Origin of the sequence: Enterobacter cloacae complex sp. IR5441, from assembly GCF_049238215.1 — a bacterium.
GTDB lineage: Bacteria > Pseudomonadota > Gammaproteobacteria > Enterobacterales > Enterobacteriaceae > Enterobacter > Enterobacter hormaechei_C.
The window spans coordinates 14,707-32,893 of sequence record NZ_JBMKIA010000024.1; the positions used below are offsets into that span (position 1 = coordinate 14,707).

12 protein-coding genes are annotated in these 18,187 nt (G+C 56.3%); 8 read left to right on the plus strand and 4 right to left on the minus strand.

All coding sequences use genetic code 11. The features are described 5' to 3' along the window. Positions 1 to 156: 156 nt before the first annotated feature. The 4 genes from aat to trxB all read right to left on the minus strand — a co-directional run bounded on the left by aat (position 157) and on the right by trxB (position 5,477). Positions 157 to 861, minus strand: a complete 705-nt coding sequence (gene aat, locus ACOTX5_RS19950) for a leucyl/phenylalanyl-tRNA--protein transferase (RefSeq protein ID WP_023296218.1) — start codon at positions 859 to 861, stop codon at positions 157 to 159. Between the two features lie 45 nt (positions 862 to 906). Continuing rightward, a complete protein-coding gene (gene cydC / locus ACOTX5_RS19955) occupies positions 907 to 2,628 on the minus strand; it encodes a heme ABC transporter ATP-binding protein/permease CydC (protein WP_045343696.1) in 1,722 nt (573 codons plus the stop codon). After that, a complete protein-coding gene (gene cydD, locus ACOTX5_RS19960; protein WP_015570980.1) occupies positions 2,628 to 4,394 on the minus strand; it encodes a heme ABC transporter permease/ATP-binding protein CydD in 1,767 nt (588 codons plus the stop codon). The genes cydC and cydD overlap by 1 nt, the downstream gene beginning before the upstream one ends. A 114-nt stretch (positions 4,395 to 4,508) precedes the next feature. Beyond that, positions 4,509 to 5,477 (minus strand): thioredoxin-disulfide reductase, encoded by a 969-nt coding sequence (trxB, locus tag ACOTX5_RS19965; RefSeq protein ID WP_003858303.1) that lies wholly within the window; start codon positions 5,475 to 5,477, stop codon positions 4,509 to 4,511. A 543-nt stretch (positions 5,478 to 6,020) separates the two neighbouring features. Between trxB and lrp the strand changes: the two genes are divergently transcribed. From lrp to ACOTX5_RS20005, 8 genes are all read left to right on the plus strand, one after another. Beyond that, positions 6,021 to 6,515, plus strand: coding sequence for a leucine-responsive transcriptional regulator Lrp (gene lrp, locus ACOTX5_RS19970; protein ID WP_000228469.1), 495 nt, complete (start codon positions 6,021 to 6,023; stop codon positions 6,513 to 6,515). A 135-nt stretch (positions 6,516 to 6,650) separates the two neighbouring features. After that, entirely contained in the window at positions 6,651 to 10,319 is a 3,669-nt protein-coding gene (locus tag ACOTX5_RS19975) for a DNA translocase FtsK 4TM domain-containing protein (protein WP_032647886.1), read from the plus strand. A gap of 126 nt (positions 10,320 to 10,445) precedes the next feature. After that, positions 10,446 to 11,060, plus strand: coding sequence for an outer membrane lipoprotein chaperone LolA (gene lolA, locus ACOTX5_RS19980; RefSeq protein ID WP_017384837.1), 615 nt, complete (start codon positions 10,446 to 10,448; stop codon positions 11,058 to 11,060). Positions 11,061 to 11,069: 9 nt separating this feature from the next. Then, a complete protein-coding gene (rarA, locus tag ACOTX5_RS19985; protein ID WP_023296220.1) occupies positions 11,070 to 12,413 on the plus strand; it encodes a replication-associated recombination protein RarA in 1,344 nt (447 codons plus the stop codon). 92 nt (positions 12,414 to 12,505) lie between these two features. Next, positions 12,506 to 13,798: a serine--tRNA ligase gene (gene serS / locus ACOTX5_RS19990; RefSeq protein ID WP_003858266.1), complete on the plus strand. Its 1,293-nt coding sequence runs from the start codon at positions 12,506 to 12,508 to the stop codon at positions 13,796 to 13,798. A 211-nt stretch (positions 13,799 to 14,009) separates the two neighbouring features. After that, positions 14,010 to 16,454, plus strand: a complete 2,445-nt coding sequence (gene dmsA / locus ACOTX5_RS19995) for a dimethylsulfoxide reductase subunit A (RefSeq protein ID WP_234101253.1) — start codon at positions 14,010 to 14,012, stop codon at positions 16,452 to 16,454. Between the two features lie 10 nt (positions 16,455 to 16,464). Continuing rightward, positions 16,465 to 17,082 carry a DMSO/selenate family reductase complex B subunit gene (locus ACOTX5_RS20000; protein WP_017384835.1) on the plus strand — a complete coding sequence of 206 codons (618 nt, stop codon included), beginning with the start codon at positions 16,465 to 16,467 and terminating at the stop codon, positions 17,080 to 17,082. Between the two features lies 1 nt (position 17,083). Further along, positions 17,084 to 17,947: a dimethyl sulfoxide reductase anchor subunit family protein gene (locus tag ACOTX5_RS20005; protein ID WP_017693703.1), complete on the plus strand. Its 864-nt coding sequence runs from the start codon at positions 17,084 to 17,086 to the stop codon at positions 17,945 to 17,947. Positions 17,948 to 18,187 lie beyond the last annotated feature (240 nt).

Consider the following 18,187-nt stretch of genomic DNA (forward strand, 5'->3'; position numbering starts at 1 on the left):
TACAACCGAACGGAAAGCGCATTCGTAAAGGGGAGACGACAGGATAAACGTAAGGACGTTATCTGAAGCGAGGGTCCCAAACGGCGGCGGGGCAACAGGCAGAAGCTACTCTGCGGCGTAATTATAACACCCTCATAAAAAATATGCGGAAAACATTTAGGCATTGGGTATAAAGAGCGTTCTGGGAACCCAAAAATCGCGTGGTAGGGTCTCCTTTCGGCACTGTTCCAGGTGTTCGATATAGTGTCGGCGGGAGATTTCAACGGCGCCGAGCGAGGCGGTATGCTCATTCAGCACCTGACAATCCATTAACTGTCCTCCACGTCGGGCAAATTCCTGGCTAAAAACCAGCAGCGCGGTTTTCGACGCATTCGTGGAGCGGGAGAACATCGACTCGCCGCAGAACAGCGTACCCTGCGCCACGCCGTACATGCCCCCGACGAGGTCGTCGCCGCTCCACACTTCGATCGAATGCGCGTAACCCAGCTCATGAAGCTGGTGATAGGCGATAATGATATCGCGGGTTATCCAGGTGCCTTCGTGACGATCTTCAGCGCAGCCTTCGATAACCTGGCCGAAGGCGTGATTAAGCGTGACGCGAAAGGGTGATTTTGCATGAAAACGCTTCATGCTGCGACTCAGGTGAAACTGTCCAGGCCACAGCACGGCTCGCGGGTCGGGAGACCACCATAAGATCGGGTCGCCAGGAGAAAACCACGGAAAGATGCCGCGCTGGTAAGCCATTAAGAGCCGTGCCGGGCTGAGATCGCCGCCCAGAGCCAGCAAGCCGTTAGGTTCACGCAGCGCCCCCTCCGGAGAAGGGAACGCAATATTATGGCGAGAAAGCTGCACCAGGCGCATGACAACAGAACTCCAGTACGCGAGAGAGGACGCTACAAATATAGTCTACAGGCGCTGTTTAAACTGGTAGTAGCGACCTTGTTTTGCCAGCAGCTCTGCGTGACTACCTTGCTCAATTATGTGTCCGTTGTCCATCACAATTATCTGATCGAAATTCACCAGCCCTCGCAGACGGTGCGTGACCATCAGCACGGTTTTACCTTTCATCACATTCGCCAGTAAATCAAGGATTTGGCTCTCTGTCGTGGCATCCAGTCCTTCTGTCGGTTCATCCAGCAGCATCAGCGGCGCATCGTGCAGCAGCGCACGCGCAATGGCCAGACGACGCAGTTCGCCGCCGGAAAGCTGTCGACCCCCTTCACCCAGCCAGCTGTTCAACCCGTCGTCTTCAAGCAGCTTGTGCAGCCCAACCTGCTCCAGCATTGCCCGCAGCGTATCGTCGGAGGCGTCTGGTGCCGCCAGAAGAAGATTATCGCGCAGCGTAGCGCTGAACAGATGCACCCGCTGGGGCACGACGCTGACCGTTTTACGCAAGGCCGCTTCGCTAAAACCAGACAGCGGAACGTCGTTAAACAGAATCTCGCCCTGCTGTGGGTCCCACGCGCGCGTGAGAAGTTGCAGAAGTGTCGATTTCCCACATCCCGTACGGCCAAGGATCGCAATGCGCTGCCCGGCATCAACAGAAAGGGTGATGTCTTCCAGCGCGTTTTGCGCCTGCTTGTCGTAGGCGAAAGTGACATTGCTGAGCGTCAGCGCGACCTGCTCTGGCACAGCGGTTTGAACCGCGCTGAACTTCACTTCCGGCTCCTGCTCGGCAATATCCGTAATGCGCAGCGCAGAGGCAATCACCTGGCCGAGATGCTGAAAAGCGCCCGTGACCGGGGCTAAGGCTTCAAAGGCTGCCAGGGCACAGAAAACAAACAGCGCAATCAGCGGGCCAGGCTGCGCGTTACCGCCCACGCCACCGGAGGCCATCCAGAGCATGGCGATGACGGCAATCCCACCAATTAACATCATCAGCGCCTGGGAGAACGCGGTCAGTTCAGACTGGCGCCGCTGGGCTTCATGCCAGTTCAGCTCCGTATTTTCCATGCGGGCGCGGTACCGTTTGCTGGCACCAAAAAGGGTGAGCTCGGCCTGTCCCTGCAACCAGGCGGTGAGCTGCTGGCGATATTCCCCTCGCAGGCGCGTCAGGTTTTCCCCGGTGGTTTTACCTGCACGATAAAACAGGGGCGGCAGAATAATCAGCGTCATCAGCATGATGCCGCCGAGCGTCAGTGCGATGGGAACATCCAGGAAACTCAACCCCAGCGTGACCACGACAATCACTACAAACGCGCCCACCATAGGTGAAATGACGCGCAGATAGAGGTGATCCAGCGTATCCACATCTGCGACCACGCGGTTGAGTAATTCGCCCTGTCGAAAACGTGCCAGCCCGGCAGGGGAGAGGGGCAGCAGTTTGCTGAAGGTGTAAATACGCAGGTGTTGCAGCACGCGGAAGGTCGCGTCGTGGCTGACCAGACGTTCGAAGTAGCGTCCGGCAGTTCGCGTAATCGCCGTGCCGCGCACCCCGGCGGCAGGCAGCATGTAGTTAAAGCTGTACAGCCCGGCAAAGCCTGCGGCCGCAGACGCGGAGAGGAACCAGCCGGAAAGCGTAAGCAGACCGATGCTGGCCAGCAGAGTAACGATCGCCAGCACGATCCCGAGTGTCAGCATCCATTTGTGGCGTTTATACAGTGCAAGATACGGAAGCAGGGCGCGCATCAGATATCCTCCTGACGGTTCGCCAGCAGGGTCGCAAACGGCCCCTGCGCGGCAACAAGCGCGGCGTAATCGCCTTGTTCAACAATGTGTCCGTTTTCCATCACCCAGATCTGATCCCAGTCGGCAATACCTTCCAGCTGGTGAGTCACCATCAGGGTGGTTTGCTGGCGTGAGGCTGCGTTAAGCGCATCCATCACGCGCTGCTCGCTGTGAGCGTCCAGGCTGGCCGCAGGTTCGTCCAGCAGCATTAGCGAAGAGGGATTGAGCAGCGCACGGGCGACCGCGACGCGCTGTGCCTGGCCAACTGACAGCCCGGCAGACTGATCGCCAATGACGGTATCGACACCCTGCGCAAGCAGCGGCAGAAACTCGCTGACCCAGGCGCGGTCGAGGACCGATTGCAGCTCATCTTCACGCGCATCCGGGCGTGCCAGCAGCACATTCTCGCGCAGCGTCGGAGCTGGCAGCTGAGGGTTTTGCCCCACCCAACTCAGCTGTTTACGCCAGGCATCAGGATCGAGCTCGCGCAGCTCCGTTTTGTTGATACGCAGCGATCCGGTGTACGCCATAAAACCTGACAGAGCATTCAACAATGAGCTTTTACCTGAGCCGCTGGTACCCACCAGCACCACACGTTGCCCGGCAGGCAGGGTAAAGTTCAGCGGACCGGCCAGCACTTTGCCTTCAGGCGACAGAACAGAAAAATCCTGTGCTTCAATGGTCACCGGATCGTTCGTATTCAGCGTTACCTCACCACGCTCCGGATTCGCCAGCGGCGTTTCCATGAAGGTTTTCAGGCTGTCGGCAGCACCCACCGCCTGCGCTTTGGCATGGTAAAAGGTGCCGAGATCGCGAAGCGGCTGGAAAAATTCCGGGGCCAGGATCAGCGCCAGGAACCCGGCGGAAAGCGTGACCGCCGTACCGTAGTGGCCAAAGTCCAGCGCGCCGAGGTAGGAGAAGCCAAAGTAAACCGCCACCAGCGCAATCGACAGGGAGGTGAAAAATTCGAGCACGCCAGAAGAGAGAAAGGCCATGCGCAACACTTCCATGGTGCGCTGACGGAAATCCTGCGACGCCAGGCGAATGTTTTCGGTTTCCGCTTCACCACGACCGAAGATCCGCAGGGTTTCCATTCCGCGCAGACGGTCCAGGAAATGACCGCTCAACCGACCCAGCGCCAGGAAGTTACGACGGTTAGCATCTGCCGCGCCCATGCCGACCATCGCCATAAACAGCGGGATAAGCGGGGCGGTGCCTAGCAGGATCAACGCCGCCACCCAGTTAACAGGGAAGATGGCGATAACAATCATCAGGGGCACAAACACCGCCAGCGCCATCTGGGGAAGATAACGCGCGTAGTAATCGTGCATATCGTCGATTTGCTCAAGGATCAGCGTCGCCCAGCTGCCGGCTGGCTTACCCTGGATCCACGCAGGTCCGGCTTCCGAAAGCCGATCGAGTACCTTGCGGCGAATCTCATAGCGGATGTGCTGCCCGGCGTGGAACCCAACCCGCTCGCGCAGCCAGACCACCCACGCACGCAGAACGAAAACCAGCACCAGAACGATAAACGGCAACAGCAGCGCTTCGCGCGGGATGTTCTCCATGATCATATGGTTGAGAATGCGGGCCAGCAGCCATGCCTGGGCAACAATCAACAGACCGCTGATGAATCCCAAAACGCGGGAAATCATAAGCCAGCGGCGGGACAGAACGCTTTGCTGTTTCAGCCAGCGGGTTAACTCTTGTTGACGGGTTTTTTCCATTGCGTACTTTGCAGGTGACGTTATAAGAAATTAGACCTCTGCATGTTACACGCGAGCAAAAATAAAGGCGACCAGTGGCCGCCTTTATTTACGTTTGTTACTGACTTGTAAAGATTATTTGCCTTGTTCAGCCAGCCCGTCCAGGTAGCGTTCTGCGTCCAGCGCGGCCATACAACCGGTGCCCGCAGAGGTGATCGCCTGACGATAAATATGGTCCATCACGTCGCCAGCTGCGAAGACACCCGGAACGCTGGTCTGGGTGGCGTTGCCGTGAATGCCAGACTGCACTTTGATGTAGCCGTTCTCCAGCTCCAGCTGGCCTTCAAAGATAGCCGTGTTCGGGCTGTGACCGATTGCCACAAACAGGCCTGCCACTTCCAGCGTTTCGACGTTATCGGTGTTCTGGGTATCACGGATACGCAGTCCCGCCACGCCCATCTGATCGCCAGTCACTTCTTCCAGCGTACGGTTGGTATGCAGCACAATGTTGCCGCTCGCCACTTTGTCCATCAGGCGTTTAATCAGGATCTTCTCCGCGCGGAAGGTGTCGCGACGGTGAATCAGGTGTACTTCTGAGGCAATATTTGCCAGATACAGCGCTTCTTCCACAGCGGTGTTGCCGCCGCCGATAACCGCAACTTTCTGGTTGCGATAGAAGAAACCGTCGCAGGTCGCGCAGGCTGACACGCCGCGGCCTTTGAACGCTTCTTCAGACGGCAGGCCGAGATAGCGGGCAGAGGCGCCGGTGGCGATGATCAGCGCATCGCAGGTGTATTCGCCGCTGTCACCCGTCAGGCGGAACGGACGGTTCTGCAAATCCACTTTATTGATGTGGTCGAACAGGATTTCGGTTTCGAATTTGGCGGCATGCTCGTGCATGCGCTCCATCAGCAGCGGCCCGGTCAGGTCGTTCGGGTCGCCAGGCCAGTTTTCCACTTCCGTGGTGGTGGTCAGCTGACCGCCTTTTTCCATCCCGGTGATCAGTACCGGTTGCAGGTTAGCGCGTGCAGCATAGACCGCTGCGGTATATCCCGCAGGTCCAGAACCAAGGATTAGCAGCTTACTGTGTTTGGTCGTGCCCATGAGATCCCCATTGTTGTTGGCAGGCAATGGGCTGGATTGTAGGGAATTTGTTGCCGTAAAAAAAGAGCAGGAGAGTTTTGCTTCCGATATATGCAATAGACGCGCCCTATGGGTCAGAGGCGGTCACATCACTTCTGCTACTGAAAACCGCGCGTTTATAAGGCAATAAAATGAGGATTAATACCCCTCCGTAATGAATATCCGGCATGTTGTACTAAAAATCGATGTTTTGCTTTGACAATCCCCTGCGCTTTTGCGAAAACATTCAAGGAAGAAAAAAAGACGCACGAACTGCATGCCGCATATACATGCACGGAAATGCCATTTTTACCGGGTCAGTGAAATCTACGCATGGTGTGGACAGACGCCATACGTGATGTCTGTGACTGCTTTCGGGCAACGGTCTTCTTACCGCAGAACCCGAATCTACATCGCGTCTAATACATAACCAGGCGATGTGATGAATAACGGGTCCAGGCTCTGAACAGTGATGTGCACAGGGTCCAGGCAGGAGTAGGGAAGGAATACAGAGAGACAATAATAATGGTAGATAGCAAGAAGCGCCCTGGCAAAGATCTCGACCGTATCGATCGTAACATTCTTAATGAATTGCAAAAGGATGGGCGTATTTCCAACGTCGAGCTTTCAAAACGTGTGGGACTTTCCCCGACGCCGTGCCTTGAGCGTGTGCGTCGACTGGAAAGACAGGGTTTTATTCAGGGCTATACGGCTCTGCTGAACCCGCATTATCTGGATGCCTCACTTCTGGTATTTGTTGAGATTACTCTGAATCGTGGTGCACCAGATGTGTTTGAGCAATTTAACGCCGCTGTACAAAAACTTGAAGAAATTCAAGAGTGTCATCTGGTTTCCGGTGATTTTGACTACCTGTTGAAAACCCGTGTGCCTGATATGTCCGCCTACCGTAAGCTGCTGGGTGAAACCCTGCTGCGTCTGCCAGGCGTGAACGACACCCGTACTTATGTGGTGATGGAAGAGGTCAAACAGAGCAATCGTCTGGTTATTAAGACGCGCTAACACGGAACAGGTGCAAAATCAGTGTAGTTTGATTACACTCCTGTTAATCCATACAGCAACAGTGCCGGGGAGTCCCGGCGCTGTTGTCCGTTTTAGCACACAGGCAGGACATGCCTGATACCTGGAGAGCCTTTCTTGAGCCAGGAATACACTGAAGACAAAGAAGTCACATTATCTAAGCTAAGCAGCGGACGTCGTCTCCTTGAGGCGTTACTGATTGTTATTGCCCTTTTTGCCGTCTGGCTGATGGCTGCCTTACTCAGTTTCAACCCCTCAGATCCCAGCTGGTCGCAAACCGCATGGCATGAGCCTATCCATAATTTAGGTGGCGTTCCCGGCGCCTGGCTTGCGGACACACTCTTCTTCATTTTCGGTGTGATGGCCTATACCCTTCCCGTCATCATTATTGGCGGATGCTGGTTTGCCTGGCGTCATCGACAGAACGACGACTACATCGATTATTTTGCCGTTTCGCTGCGCCTGATTGGCGCCCTGGCGCTGATCCTCACCTCCTGCGGACTGGCGGCGATCAACGCCGATGACATCTGGTACTTCGCCTCCGGCGGGGTGATTGGCAGCCTGTTGAGCTCCGCGCTGCAACCGATGCTTCACAGCAGCGGCGGCACGCTGGCGCTGCTTTGTATCTGGGCAGCGGGCCTGACGCTGTTTACCGGCTGGTCCTGGGTGAGCATTGCCGAAAAAATCGGCAGCTTTATTCTGACTCTGCTGACGTTTGCCAGCAATCGCACCCGTCGTGACGATACGTGGGTCGATGAAGATGAATATGAAGATGAGTACGAAGAGGAAGACGAGGCACCCGTGCAGCGTCGTGAATCCCGCCGTGCCCGTATTCTGCGCGGTGCTCTGGCGCGCCGCCAGCGCGTTGCTGAAAAATTCGCTAACCCGTTAGGCCGTAAAACGGATGCCGCGCTTTTCTCCGGCAAACGTATGGATGAAGAGGAGCAGATTGAGTATCGCGGCGCGGCCGTCGATCCTGATGATGTGTTGTTCTCTGGTCATCGAGCTACGCCGGGTGAGTATGACGAATACGATCCGCTGTTGCATGGTCATTCCGTGACTGAACCGGTAGCCGCTGCTGCTGCCGCAACGACGGCTGCGCAGGCCCATGTTGCGCCTGTTGAAGCCGTGATGCCGTCCTCGCCTGTTCCGGCACCGGAGTCCGCGATCCAGCAACCGCAGGTGGACTGGCAGACTGCGCCAGGCGTCCATACGCCTGAACCGACCATTGCGCCGGAGCCTGAAAGCTATATTCCTGTGCAGCAGGAACAGTGGCAGCAACCGTATCAGCCGCCTGAGCCTGCCAGCGAGCCGCAACAGCCGTATCAAGCCTATACGCCCGAACCTGCTGAACCTGAACAGCCATACGTTGCGCCGGTGTCTGAACCCGAAGTGGTGGAGGAAGCGAAGCCATCCCGTCCGCCATTGTACTATTTTGAAGAGGTGGAAGAGCGCCGTGCCCGAGAGCGCGAGCAGCTTGCCGCCTGGTATCAGCCCGTGCCTGAGCCGGTGCAGGAGCCTGTTGTAAAAGCGCCTTCTGCAAGCGTTGCACCTGTAGATCCAGCGCCAGCCGTTGCGTCAGGAGCGGAAACCGTGAAGCAGGCAACGGCAGCCGCTGCCGCGTCCGCTCCGCTATTCAGCCCGGCAACCGATGGTGCGCCGCGTCCTCAGGTAAAAGAGGGCATTGGTCCACAATTGCCGCGTCCTAATCGCGTGCGCGTACCGACGCGCCGGGAGCTGGCCTCTTATGGCATTAAACTGCCTTCCCAGCGTATGGCGGAAGAAAAAGCCCGTGAGTCCGACTACGAAGATGATGCCGACGAACTGCATCAGGATGAGCTGGCGCGTCAGTTTGCCGCCCAGCAGACTCAACGCTACGGGAATGAGTACCAACACGATGTTCATTCTCAGCAGGATGAAGATGATGCTGCCGAAGCGGAATTAGCGCGTCAGTTTGCGGCCACGCAGCAGCAACGTTATTCCGGTGAGCAGCCTTCGGGGGCAAACCCGTTCTCGCTCTCGGATTTTGAATTTTCACCGATGAAAGATCTGGTGGATGACGGTCCGAGCGAACCGCTGTTCACGCCGAGCGTGATGCCAGAAGCGGAACCGGTGCGTCAGGCGCCAGCGCCGCAGGTTAATGCGCAACCACAACAGCCAGTGCCGCAGGCTTATGCGCAGCCGCATACACCGCCGGCCCAACCGCCGCAGCCGCAGTTCCAGCAGCCAGCACCACAGCCGCAGGAAAGCCTGATTCACCCGCTGTTGATGCGTAACGGAGACAGCCGTCCGCTGCAACGACCAAGTACGCCGTTGCCGTCGCTGGATCTGTTAACGCCGCCGCCAGCGGAAGTCGAACCGGTGGATACTTTTGCTCTTGAGCAGATGGCCCGTCTGGTGGAAGCGCGTCTGGCTGACTTCCGTATTAAAGCGGACGTGGTGAACTACTCCCCTGGCCCGGTGATCACCCGTTTCGAACTGAACCTGGCGCCAGGCGTAAAAGCGGCGCGTATTTCTAACCTGTCCCGTGACCTGGCGCGTTCTCTGTCGACCGTGGCGGTTCGCGTGGTGGAAGTGATCCCAGGTAAGCCTTACGTTGGCCTTGAGCTGCCAAACAAGAAACGCCAGACCGTTTATCTGCGTGAAGTTCTGGATAACACCAAATTCCGCGACAACCCGTCCCCGCTGACCGTGGTGCTGGGTAAAGATATCGCTGGCGATCCGGTGGTTGCCGATCTCGCGAAGATGCCGCACCTGCTGGTTGCGGGTACCACCGGCTCCGGTAAATCGGTCGGGGTGAACGCCATGATCCTCAGTATGCTCTACAAAGCGCAGCCTGAAGATGTGCGTTTCATCATGATCGACCCGAAAATGCTTGAACTGTCCGTCTACGAAGGCATTCCGCACCTGTTAACGGAAGTGGTGACCGACATGAAGGACGCCGCCAACGCATTGCGCTGGAGCGTCAATGAAATGGAGCGTCGCTATAAGCTGATGTCTGCGCTGGGCGTGCGTAACCTGGCCGGTTATAACGAGAAAATCGCTGAGGCGGCACGTATGGGCCGTCCGATTCCGGACCCATACTGGAAGCCGGGTGACAGCATGGATGCCCAGCATCCGGTGCTGGAAAAACTGCCTTACATCGTGGTGCTGGTGGATGAATTCGCCGACCTGATGATGACCGTTGGCAAGAAAGTGGAAGAGCTGATTGCGCGTCTGGCACAGAAAGCGCGTGCGGCGGGCATCCACCTGGTGCTTGCAACGCAGCGTCCGTCCGTAGACGTTATCACCGGACTTATTAAGGCAAACATCCCGACCCGTATCGCGTTTACCGTGTCGAGTAAAATTGACTCGCGTACTATCCTGGACCAGGGTGGTGCAGAGTCGCTGCTGGGGATGGGTGATATGCTCTATTCCGGCCCGAACTCCACCTCGCCGGTGCGTGTCCACGGTGCATTTGTTCGCGACCAGGAAGTGCACGCGGTGGTGCAGGACTGGAAAGCGCGCGGTCGGCCGCAATACGTTGACGGCATCACCTCCGACAGTGAAAGCGAAGGTGGCGGCGGTGGTTTTGACGGCGGCGAAGAGCTGGATCCGTTATTTGACCAGGCGGTTAATTTCGTTACCGAAAAACGTAAGGCGTCCATCTCCGGCGTCCAGCGCCAGTTCCGTATTGGCTACAACCGCGCGGCGCGTATTATCGAGCAGATGGAAGCCCAGGGTATTGTGAGCGAACAGGGGCATAACGGTAACCGTGAGGTGCTGGCGCCACCGCCGTTTGATTAACCTTCAGCGATTGCAAAGAAGGGTAAATCAGCAAAAATTAAGCATATTCTTCTGTCGCCTGCCTTCGGGCAGGTCCAGAATAGAAACGGAACCCCATATCGGGAAGACGTATTTTAAGGAATAACAATGAAAAAAATTGCCATCGTCTGTGCATTACTCTCCAGTTTTGTTGCCAGCAGCGTCTGGGCTGATGCAGCCAGCGACCTTAAAAGCCGACTGGATAAAGTGAGCAGCTTCCACGCCAGCTTCACGCAAAAAGTGACTGACGGCAGTGGCAACGCGGTGCAGGAAGGTCAGGGGGATTTGTGGGTGAAACGCCCGAATCTCTTCAACTGGCACATGACCCAGCCGGATGAAAGCGTGCTGGTGTCCGACGGGAAAACCTTATGGTTCTACAACCCGTTTGTTGAGCAGGCGACCGCCACCTGGTTGAAAGACGCGACCAGCAATACGCCGTTTATGCTCATTGCCCGTAACCAGTCCAGCGACTGGCAGCAGTACAACATTAAACAAAACGGTGATGAGTTCGTCCTGACGCCAAAAGGCAGCAACGGTAACCTGAAGCAGTTCACCATTAACGTGAGCAGCAACGGTACCATCAATCAGTTCGGTGCGGTTGAGCAGGACGATCAGCGCAGTAGCTATCAGCTTAAGTCTCAGCAAAACGGCGCCGTAGATGCTTCGAAATTCACCTTTACCCCGCCGCAGGGCGTAACGGTGGACGACCAACGTAATAAGTAAGAGGCATGAGTGAGCAACCTGTCGCTCGATTTTTCAGATAATGCGTTTCAACCTCTGGCCGCCCGTATGCGGCCAGAAAATTTAGCGCAGTACATCGGCCAGCAACACCTGCTGGCTGCGGGGAAACCCTTGCCGCGCGCCATAGAGGCGGGGCATCTGCACTCCATGATCCTCTGGGGGCCACCCGGCACCGGCAAAACAACCCTCGCTGAAGTGATCGCCCGCTATGCTAACGCGGACGTTGAGCGCATCTCGGCGGTTACCTCCGGCGTGAAGGAGATTCGTGAGGCGATCGAGCGCGCGCGGCAAAACCGTAATGCCGGGCGCCGCACCATTCTGTTTGTCGATGAAGTCCACCGTTTCAATAAAAGCCAGCAGGATGCGTTTCTGCCGCACATTGAAGACGGCACGATTTTCTTCATCGGCGCAACCACGGAAAACCCGTCGTTTGAACTCAACTCCGCGCTGCTTTCCCGCGCCCGCGTTTACCTGCTTAAATCCCTGACCACAGAGGATATCGAAAAGGTTCTGACCCAGGCGATGGAGGATAAGGCGCGCGGCTACGGCGGGCAGGATATCGTTCTGCCAGACGACACGCGTCGGGCGATTGCGGAACTGGTCAACGGCGATGCGCGCCGCGCGCTGAACACGCTGGAAATGATGGCCGATATGGCCGAAGTGGACGATGCGGGCAAGCGGGTACTGAAACCTGAGTTGCTCACCGAAATAGCCGGTGAACGCAGCGCACGCTTCGATAATAAAGGCGATCGTTTTTACGATCTGATCTCGGCATTACATAAGTCCGTGCGCGGCAGCGCCCCGGATGCGGCGCTCTACTGGTACGCGCGGATCATTACCGCCGGTGGCGATCCGTTATATGTCGCGCGTCGCTGCCTGGCCATCGCGTCAGAAGATGTCGGTAATGCCGATCCACGCGCCATGCAGGTCGCTATTTCCGCCTGGGACTGCTTTACCCGCGTCGGACCCGCGGAAGGTGAGCGTGCCATTGCGCAGGCAATTGTCTATCTGGCCTGCGCGCCGAAAAGTAACGCGGTGTATACCGCCTTCAAAGCGGCGATGTCAGATGCACGTGAACGTCCGGACTACGATGTGCCGGTTCATCTGCGCAATGCGCCAACTAAATTGATGAAAGAGATGGGGTATGGGCAGGAGTATCGCTACGCCCATGATGAACCCAATGCCTACGCCGCCGGCGAGGAGTATTTCCCGCAGGAGATGGCACAAACCCGCTATTATCACCCCACAAACAGAGGTCTTGAGGGTAAGATTGGCGAAAAGCTCGCCTGGCTTGCCGGACAGGATCAAAATAGCCCTATAAAACGCTACCGTTAGTTCAATCGTTGCGGTAATGTTGGCAATATATCTCTGTGGCCGCAGGCTGTGGTCACTTTTTCCTTTTTTAATTCGATAAGCACAGGATAAGCATGCTCGATCCCAATCTGCTGCGTAATGAGCCAGACGCAGTCGCTGAAAAACTGGCACGCCGGGGCTTTAAGCTGGATGTAGATAAGCTGCGCGCTCTTGAAGAGCGTCGTAAAGTTTTGCAGGTACAAACTGAAAATCTGCAAGCAGAGCGTAATTCTCGATCGAAATCCATTGGCCAGGCGAAAGCGCGCGGGGAAGATATTGAGCCATTACGCCTGGAAGTGAACAAACTGGGTGAAGAGCTGGATCAGGCGAAAGCTGAACTGGACGTTCTTCAGGCTGAAATTCGTGATATCGCTCTGGCGATCCCGAACATTCCTGACGACAGCGTGCCTGTCGGCAAAGACGAAAACGACAACGTTGAAGTGAAACGCTGGGGCACGCCTCGCGAGTTTGACTTCGAGGTGCGCGATCACGTCACGCTGGGCGAAATGCACGCGGGCCTGGACTTTGCGGCTGCGGTTAAGCTGACGGGTTCTCGCTTTGTGGTCATGAAAGGTCAAATTGCCCATCTGCACCGCGCTCTGGCGCAGTTCATGCTGGATCTGCACACCGAGCAGCACGGCTACAGCGAAACCTACGTTCCGTATCTGGTTAACCACGATACGCTGTACGGTACCGGCCAGTTGCCGAAATTTGCCGGCGATCTGTTCCACACCCGTCCGCTGGACGAGGAAGCAGACAGCAGCAACTACGCGCTGATCCCAACCGCGGAAGTGCCGCTGACCAACCTCGTGCGTGATGAGATCATCGACGAAGACGATCTGCCAATCAAACTGACCGCGCACTCTCCATGTTTCCGTTCTGAAGCCGGTTCTTACGGTCGCGATACGCGCGGTCTGATCCGTATGCACCAGTTCGATAAAGTTGAGATGGTGCAGATCGTTCGTCCGGAAGAGTCTATGGACGCGCTGGAAGAGATGACCGGTCATGCTGAGAAAGTGCTGGAGCTGCTGGGCCTGCCGTACCGCCGTATGGCGCTGTGCACCGGCGACATGGGCTTCGGTGCCTGCAAAACCTTCGACCTTGAAGTCTGGGTGCCTGCGCAGAACACCTACCGTGAAATCTCCTCCTGCTCCAACGTCTGGGATTTCCAGGCGCGTCGTATGCAGGCGCGTTGCCGCAGCAAATCTGACAAGAAAACCCGTCTGGTTCATACCCTGAACGGTTCTGGTCTGGCAGTAGGCCGTACGCTGGTTGCTGTGCTGGAAAACTACCAGCAGGCTGACGGACGCATTGAGATCCCTGAAGTGCTGCGCCCTTACATGAAAGGCCAGCAGTTCATCGGCTAATTATTTGCTCTAAGACAAAAAAGCGCCTCAGGGCGCTTTTTTTATGCCTCTGATTTGATACGAAGCAATAACCCATCCCTCTAAAGTAGTAATACTCCTCCGAACGAAAGTCAGCATAAAACACTGATAACCAAAAATATCGGTATACATAAAACTATATAGCGGTGTATGCCGCCCTTTATTTCTTTGTGAGCAACCAAAGTGAGTCTTTATGAAAATCAAAGCGCCTGAAGCGTTAATGGCTGCCGAGGTCACTCGCCGTGGGTTGATGAAAACCACGGCAATAGGCGGTCTGGCGGTTGCCAGCAGCGCCTTTACGCTCCCTTTTACCCGTCTGGCGTCGGCGGCGGAGGCTCTGTCTCCCGCTTCAGCCCCGGAAAAAGTGGTGTGGAGTGCCTGTACCGTTAACTGTGGTAGCCGTTGTCCTCTGCGTATGCATGTTGTGGACGGTGAAATCAAATATGTCGAAACAGACAATACCGGCGATGATAACTACGAAGGGTTACATCAGGTTCGTGCCTGTCTGCGTGGCCGTTCAATGCGCCGTCGCGTTTATAACCCGGATCGTCTGAAATACCCAATGAAGCGCGTCGGTAAGCGTGGGGAAGGGAAGTTCGAGCGTATTAGCTGGGACGAAGCCTACGATATTATCGCGACTAACATGCAGCGCCTGATCAAAGAGTACGGCAACGAATCCATCTACCTCAACTACGGCACCGGGACGCTGGGCGGTACCATGACCCGCTCCTGGCCGCCGGGTAAAACGCTGGTGGCGCGCCTGATGAACTGCTGCGGCGGCTATCTCAATCATTACGGCGACTACTCTTCCGCACAGATTGCTGCGGGTCTGAACTACACCTACGGCGGCTGGGCAGACGGTAACAGCCCGTCGGATATCGAAAACAGTAAACTGGTGGTGTTGTTCGGTAACAACCCAGGCGAAACCCGGATGAGCGGCGGTGGGGTAACCTATTATCTTGAGCAGGCGCGCGCCAAATCCAACGCACGTATGATCATCGTCGATCCGCGCTATACCGATACCGGCGCGGGACGTGAAGACGAGTGGATCCCTATTCGCCCTGGTACCGATGCGGCGCTGGTCAATGCGCTGGCGTATGTGATGATCACTGAAAACCTCGTCGATCAGCCGTTCCTTGATAAATACTGCGTTGGTTATGACGAGAAGACCCTGCCAGCCAGCGCACCGGCTAACGGGCATTACAAAGCGTACATTCTTGGTCAGGGCAGCGACGGGGTAGCGAAAACCCCTGAGTGGGCATCCACCATTACCGGCATTCCAGTCGAGCGTATTGTTCAGCTGGCCCGTGAAATTGGTTCAGCCAAACCGGCTTATATCAGCCAGGGATGGGGACCACAGCGCCACGCGAACGGCGAAATTGCCACCCGCGCTATTTCTATGCTCTCGATTCTGACTGGCAACGTTGGTATTCACGGCGGTAATAGCGGGGCGCGTGAAGGCTCGTATGAAGTCCCGTTTGAACGTATGCCAACGCTGGATAATCCGGTTCAGACCAGCATCTCCATGTTTATGTGGACGGACGCGATCGAGCGCGGCCCGGAAATGACCGCGCTGCGTGACGGTGTTCGGGGCAAAGATAAGCTGGACGTGCCGATCAAAATGATCTGGAACTACGCCGGTAACTGCCTGATCAACCAGCACTCTGAAATAAACCGCACCCATGAAATTTTGCAGGACGACAAGAAGTGCGAAATGATTGTGGTGATCGACTGCCACATGACCTCATCGGCCAAGTATGCCGATATTCTGCTCCCAGACTGCACTGCGTCTGAGCAGATGGATTTCGCGCTGGACGCCTCCTGCGGCAACATGTCCTATGTGATCTTCACTGACCAGGCCATCAAACCGCGCTTCGAGTGCAAAACCATTTATGAGATGACTTCCGAGCTGGCAAAACGTCTTGGCGTTGAGCAGCAGTTCACTGAAGGACGTACTCAGGAAGGGTGGATGCGCCATCTGCACGAGCTCTCACGCAAAGCCATTCCTGACCTGCCGGACTTCGATACCTTCCGCAAGCAGGGCATGTACAAGCAGCGCGATCCGGAAGGGCATCACGTGGCGTATAAAGCCTTCCGCGACGATCCGCAGGCCAATCCGCTGACCACGCCGTCGGGCAAAATCGAGATCTACTCCGAAGAGCTGGCAAAAATTGCCGCAACGTGGGAATTGCCGGAAGGGGACGTTATTGATCCGCTGCCGATTTATACGCCAGGCTTCGAAAACTACAACGATCCGCTGACGGAGAAATTCCCGCTTCAGTTGACCGGTTTCCACTACAAAGCACGTGTTCACTCCACCTACGGCAACGTTGACGTACTGAAAGCGGCCTGCCGACAGGAGATGTGGATCAACCCGATGGATGCGAAAGCGCGCGGCATCAGTAATGGCGATCGCGTACGTATCTTCAACGGACGTGGCGAAATGCATATCGAAGCTAAAGTGACTCCGCGTATGATGCCTGGCGTTGTCGCGCTGGGAGAAGGGGCCTGGTATAACCCGGATGCGAACCGTATCGATCAGGCGGGCTGCATCAACGTTCTCACTACGCAGCGTCCGTCGCCGCTGGCGAAGGGCAACCCATCCCACACAAACCTCGTTCAGGTTGAAAAGGCGTAAGGAGTAACCGATGACAACCCAGTATGGATTTTTTATTGATTCCAGCCGCTGCACCGGGTGCAAAACCTGCGAGCTGGCCTGCAAGGATTACAAAGATCTGACCCCGGACGTTAGCTTCCGTCGTATTTATGAATACGCGGGCGGCGACTGGCAGGAGGACAACGGCGTCTGGCATCAGGATGTCTTCGCCTATTACCTGTCGATTGCCTGCAACCACTGCGAAGATCCGGCCTGCACCAAGGTCTGCCCGAGCGGGGCAATGCACAAGCGCGACGACGGTTTTGTGGTGGTGGACGAGGATGTCTGCATCGGCTGTCGCTACTGCCACATGGCCTGCCCGTACGGCGCGCCGCAGTACAATGCCGCCAAAGGCCACATGACCAAGTGCGACGGCTGCCATAGCCGCGTGGCGGACGGCAAAAAGCCCATCTGCGTCGAATCCTGCCCGCTGCGCGCGCTGGACTTTGGCCCGATTGAAGAGCTGCGCAAAAAACACGGTCAGCTTGCTGCCGTCGCGCCGCTGCCGTCTGCGCACTTCACGAAGCCGAGTATTGTGATTAAACCTAACGCCAACAGCCGTCCGACGGGTGACACCACCGGCTACCTGGCAAACCCGAAGGAGGTGTGAGATGGGAAGTGGATGGCATGAATGGCCGCTGATGATCTTCACGGTCTTTGGGCAGTGCGTGGCGGGCGGGTTTATCGTCCTTGCGCTGGCGCTGTTAAAAGGGAACCTCAATGCTGAACAGCAGCAGCGTTTGGTGTTAAGCATGTTTGGCCTGTGGGTGTTGATGGGCATTGGGTTTATCGCCTCTACGCTGCACCTGGGCTCACCGATGCGCGCGTTCAACTCCCTGAACCGCGTAGGCGCCTCTTCGCTGAGTAACGAGATTGCCAGCGGGGCAATCTTCTTTGCCGTTGGCGGGCTGGGGTGGTTACTGGCAGCGGTGAAAAAGCTGCCGTCAGGGTTACGCGCGTTGTGGCTCATCGTCACCATGGTACTGGGCGTTGTCTTCGTCTGGATGATGGTCAGGGTGTACAACACCATCGATACCGTTCCGACCTGGTACAGCGTCTGGACGCCGATGAGCTTCTTCCTGACCATGTTTATTGGCGGGCCGCTGCTGGGTTATCTGCTGCTGCGTGTGGCTGGCATTAATGGTTGGGCGATGCGCCTGCTGCCCGCGGTCTCGCTGCTGGCACTGGTAATCAGTACCGTTGTCGCGCTCATGCAGGGAGCGGAGCTGGCGACGATTCACAGCTCTATCCAGCAGGCTTCGGCGCTGGTGCCGGATTACGGTTCGCTGATGGCCTGGCGTGTGGTGCTGCTGACGGCGGCGCTGGTGTGCTGGATTGCCCCTCAGCTTAAAGGTTACTCGCCTGCGCTGCCGTTGCTGTCCCTGGCCTTTGTGCTGGTGCTGGCAGGGGAGTTAATTGGTCGCGGCGTATTTTACGGTCTGCATATGACGGTCGGTATGGCTATCGCCAGCTAATTTTAGTTTTTGTTATAAAAAGCCGGGACATAGCGCCCGGCTTTTCTTTTTTCATTCATGAAATTTTTCGACTGATGTTTCGTTGTAAAAATTCCCGGAAATTAATAAAAACAAATAGATAATTAATATCAGTAGCAGGCTTTGCATTAGCAGGATGAGTTTTTTAAATCGACAAGGCGCATAACATGCGTGACGCCTGAATCGGTGGATTGACTTTGTTTTTGCCAGTGGCATGATGCG

What these genes read in the sequence shown, in the direction of transcription:
- aat (WP_023296218.1), bottom strand. Translation starts at nt 861, where the DNA reads ATGCGCCTGGTGCAGCTTTCTCGCCATAATATTGCGTTCCCTTCTCCG.
- cydC (WP_045343696.1), bottom strand. Translation starts at nt 2,628, where the DNA reads ATGCGCGCCCTGCTTCCGTATCTTGCACTGTATAAACGCCACAAATGG.
- cydD (WP_015570980.1), bottom strand. Translation starts at nt 4,394, where the DNA reads ATGGAAAAAACCCGTCAACAAGAGTTAACCCGCTGGCTGAAACAGCAA.
- trxB (WP_003858303.1), bottom strand. Translation starts at nt 5,477, where the DNA reads ATGGGCACGACCAAACACAGTAAGCTGCTAATCCTTGGTTCTGGACCT.
- lrp (WP_000228469.1), top strand. Translation starts at nt 6,021, where the DNA reads ATGGTAGATAGCAAGAAGCGCCCTGGCAAAGATCTCGACCGTATCGAT.
- lolA (WP_017384837.1), top strand. Translation starts at nt 10,446, where the DNA reads ATGAAAAAAATTGCCATCGTCTGTGCATTACTCTCCAGTTTTGTTGCC.
- serS (WP_003858266.1), top strand. Translation starts at nt 12,506, where the DNA reads ATGCTCGATCCCAATCTGCTGCGTAATGAGCCAGACGCAGTCGCTGAA.
- dmsA (WP_234101253.1), top strand. Translation starts at nt 14,010, where the DNA reads ATGAAAATCAAAGCGCCTGAAGCGTTAATGGCTGCCGAGGTCACTCGC.
- ACOTX5_RS20000 (WP_017384835.1), top strand. Translation starts at nt 16,465, where the DNA reads ATGACAACCCAGTATGGATTTTTTATTGATTCCAGCCGCTGCACCGGG.
- ACOTX5_RS20005 (WP_017693703.1), top strand. Translation starts at nt 17,084, where the DNA reads ATGGGAAGTGGATGGCATGAATGGCCGCTGATGATCTTCACGGTCTTT.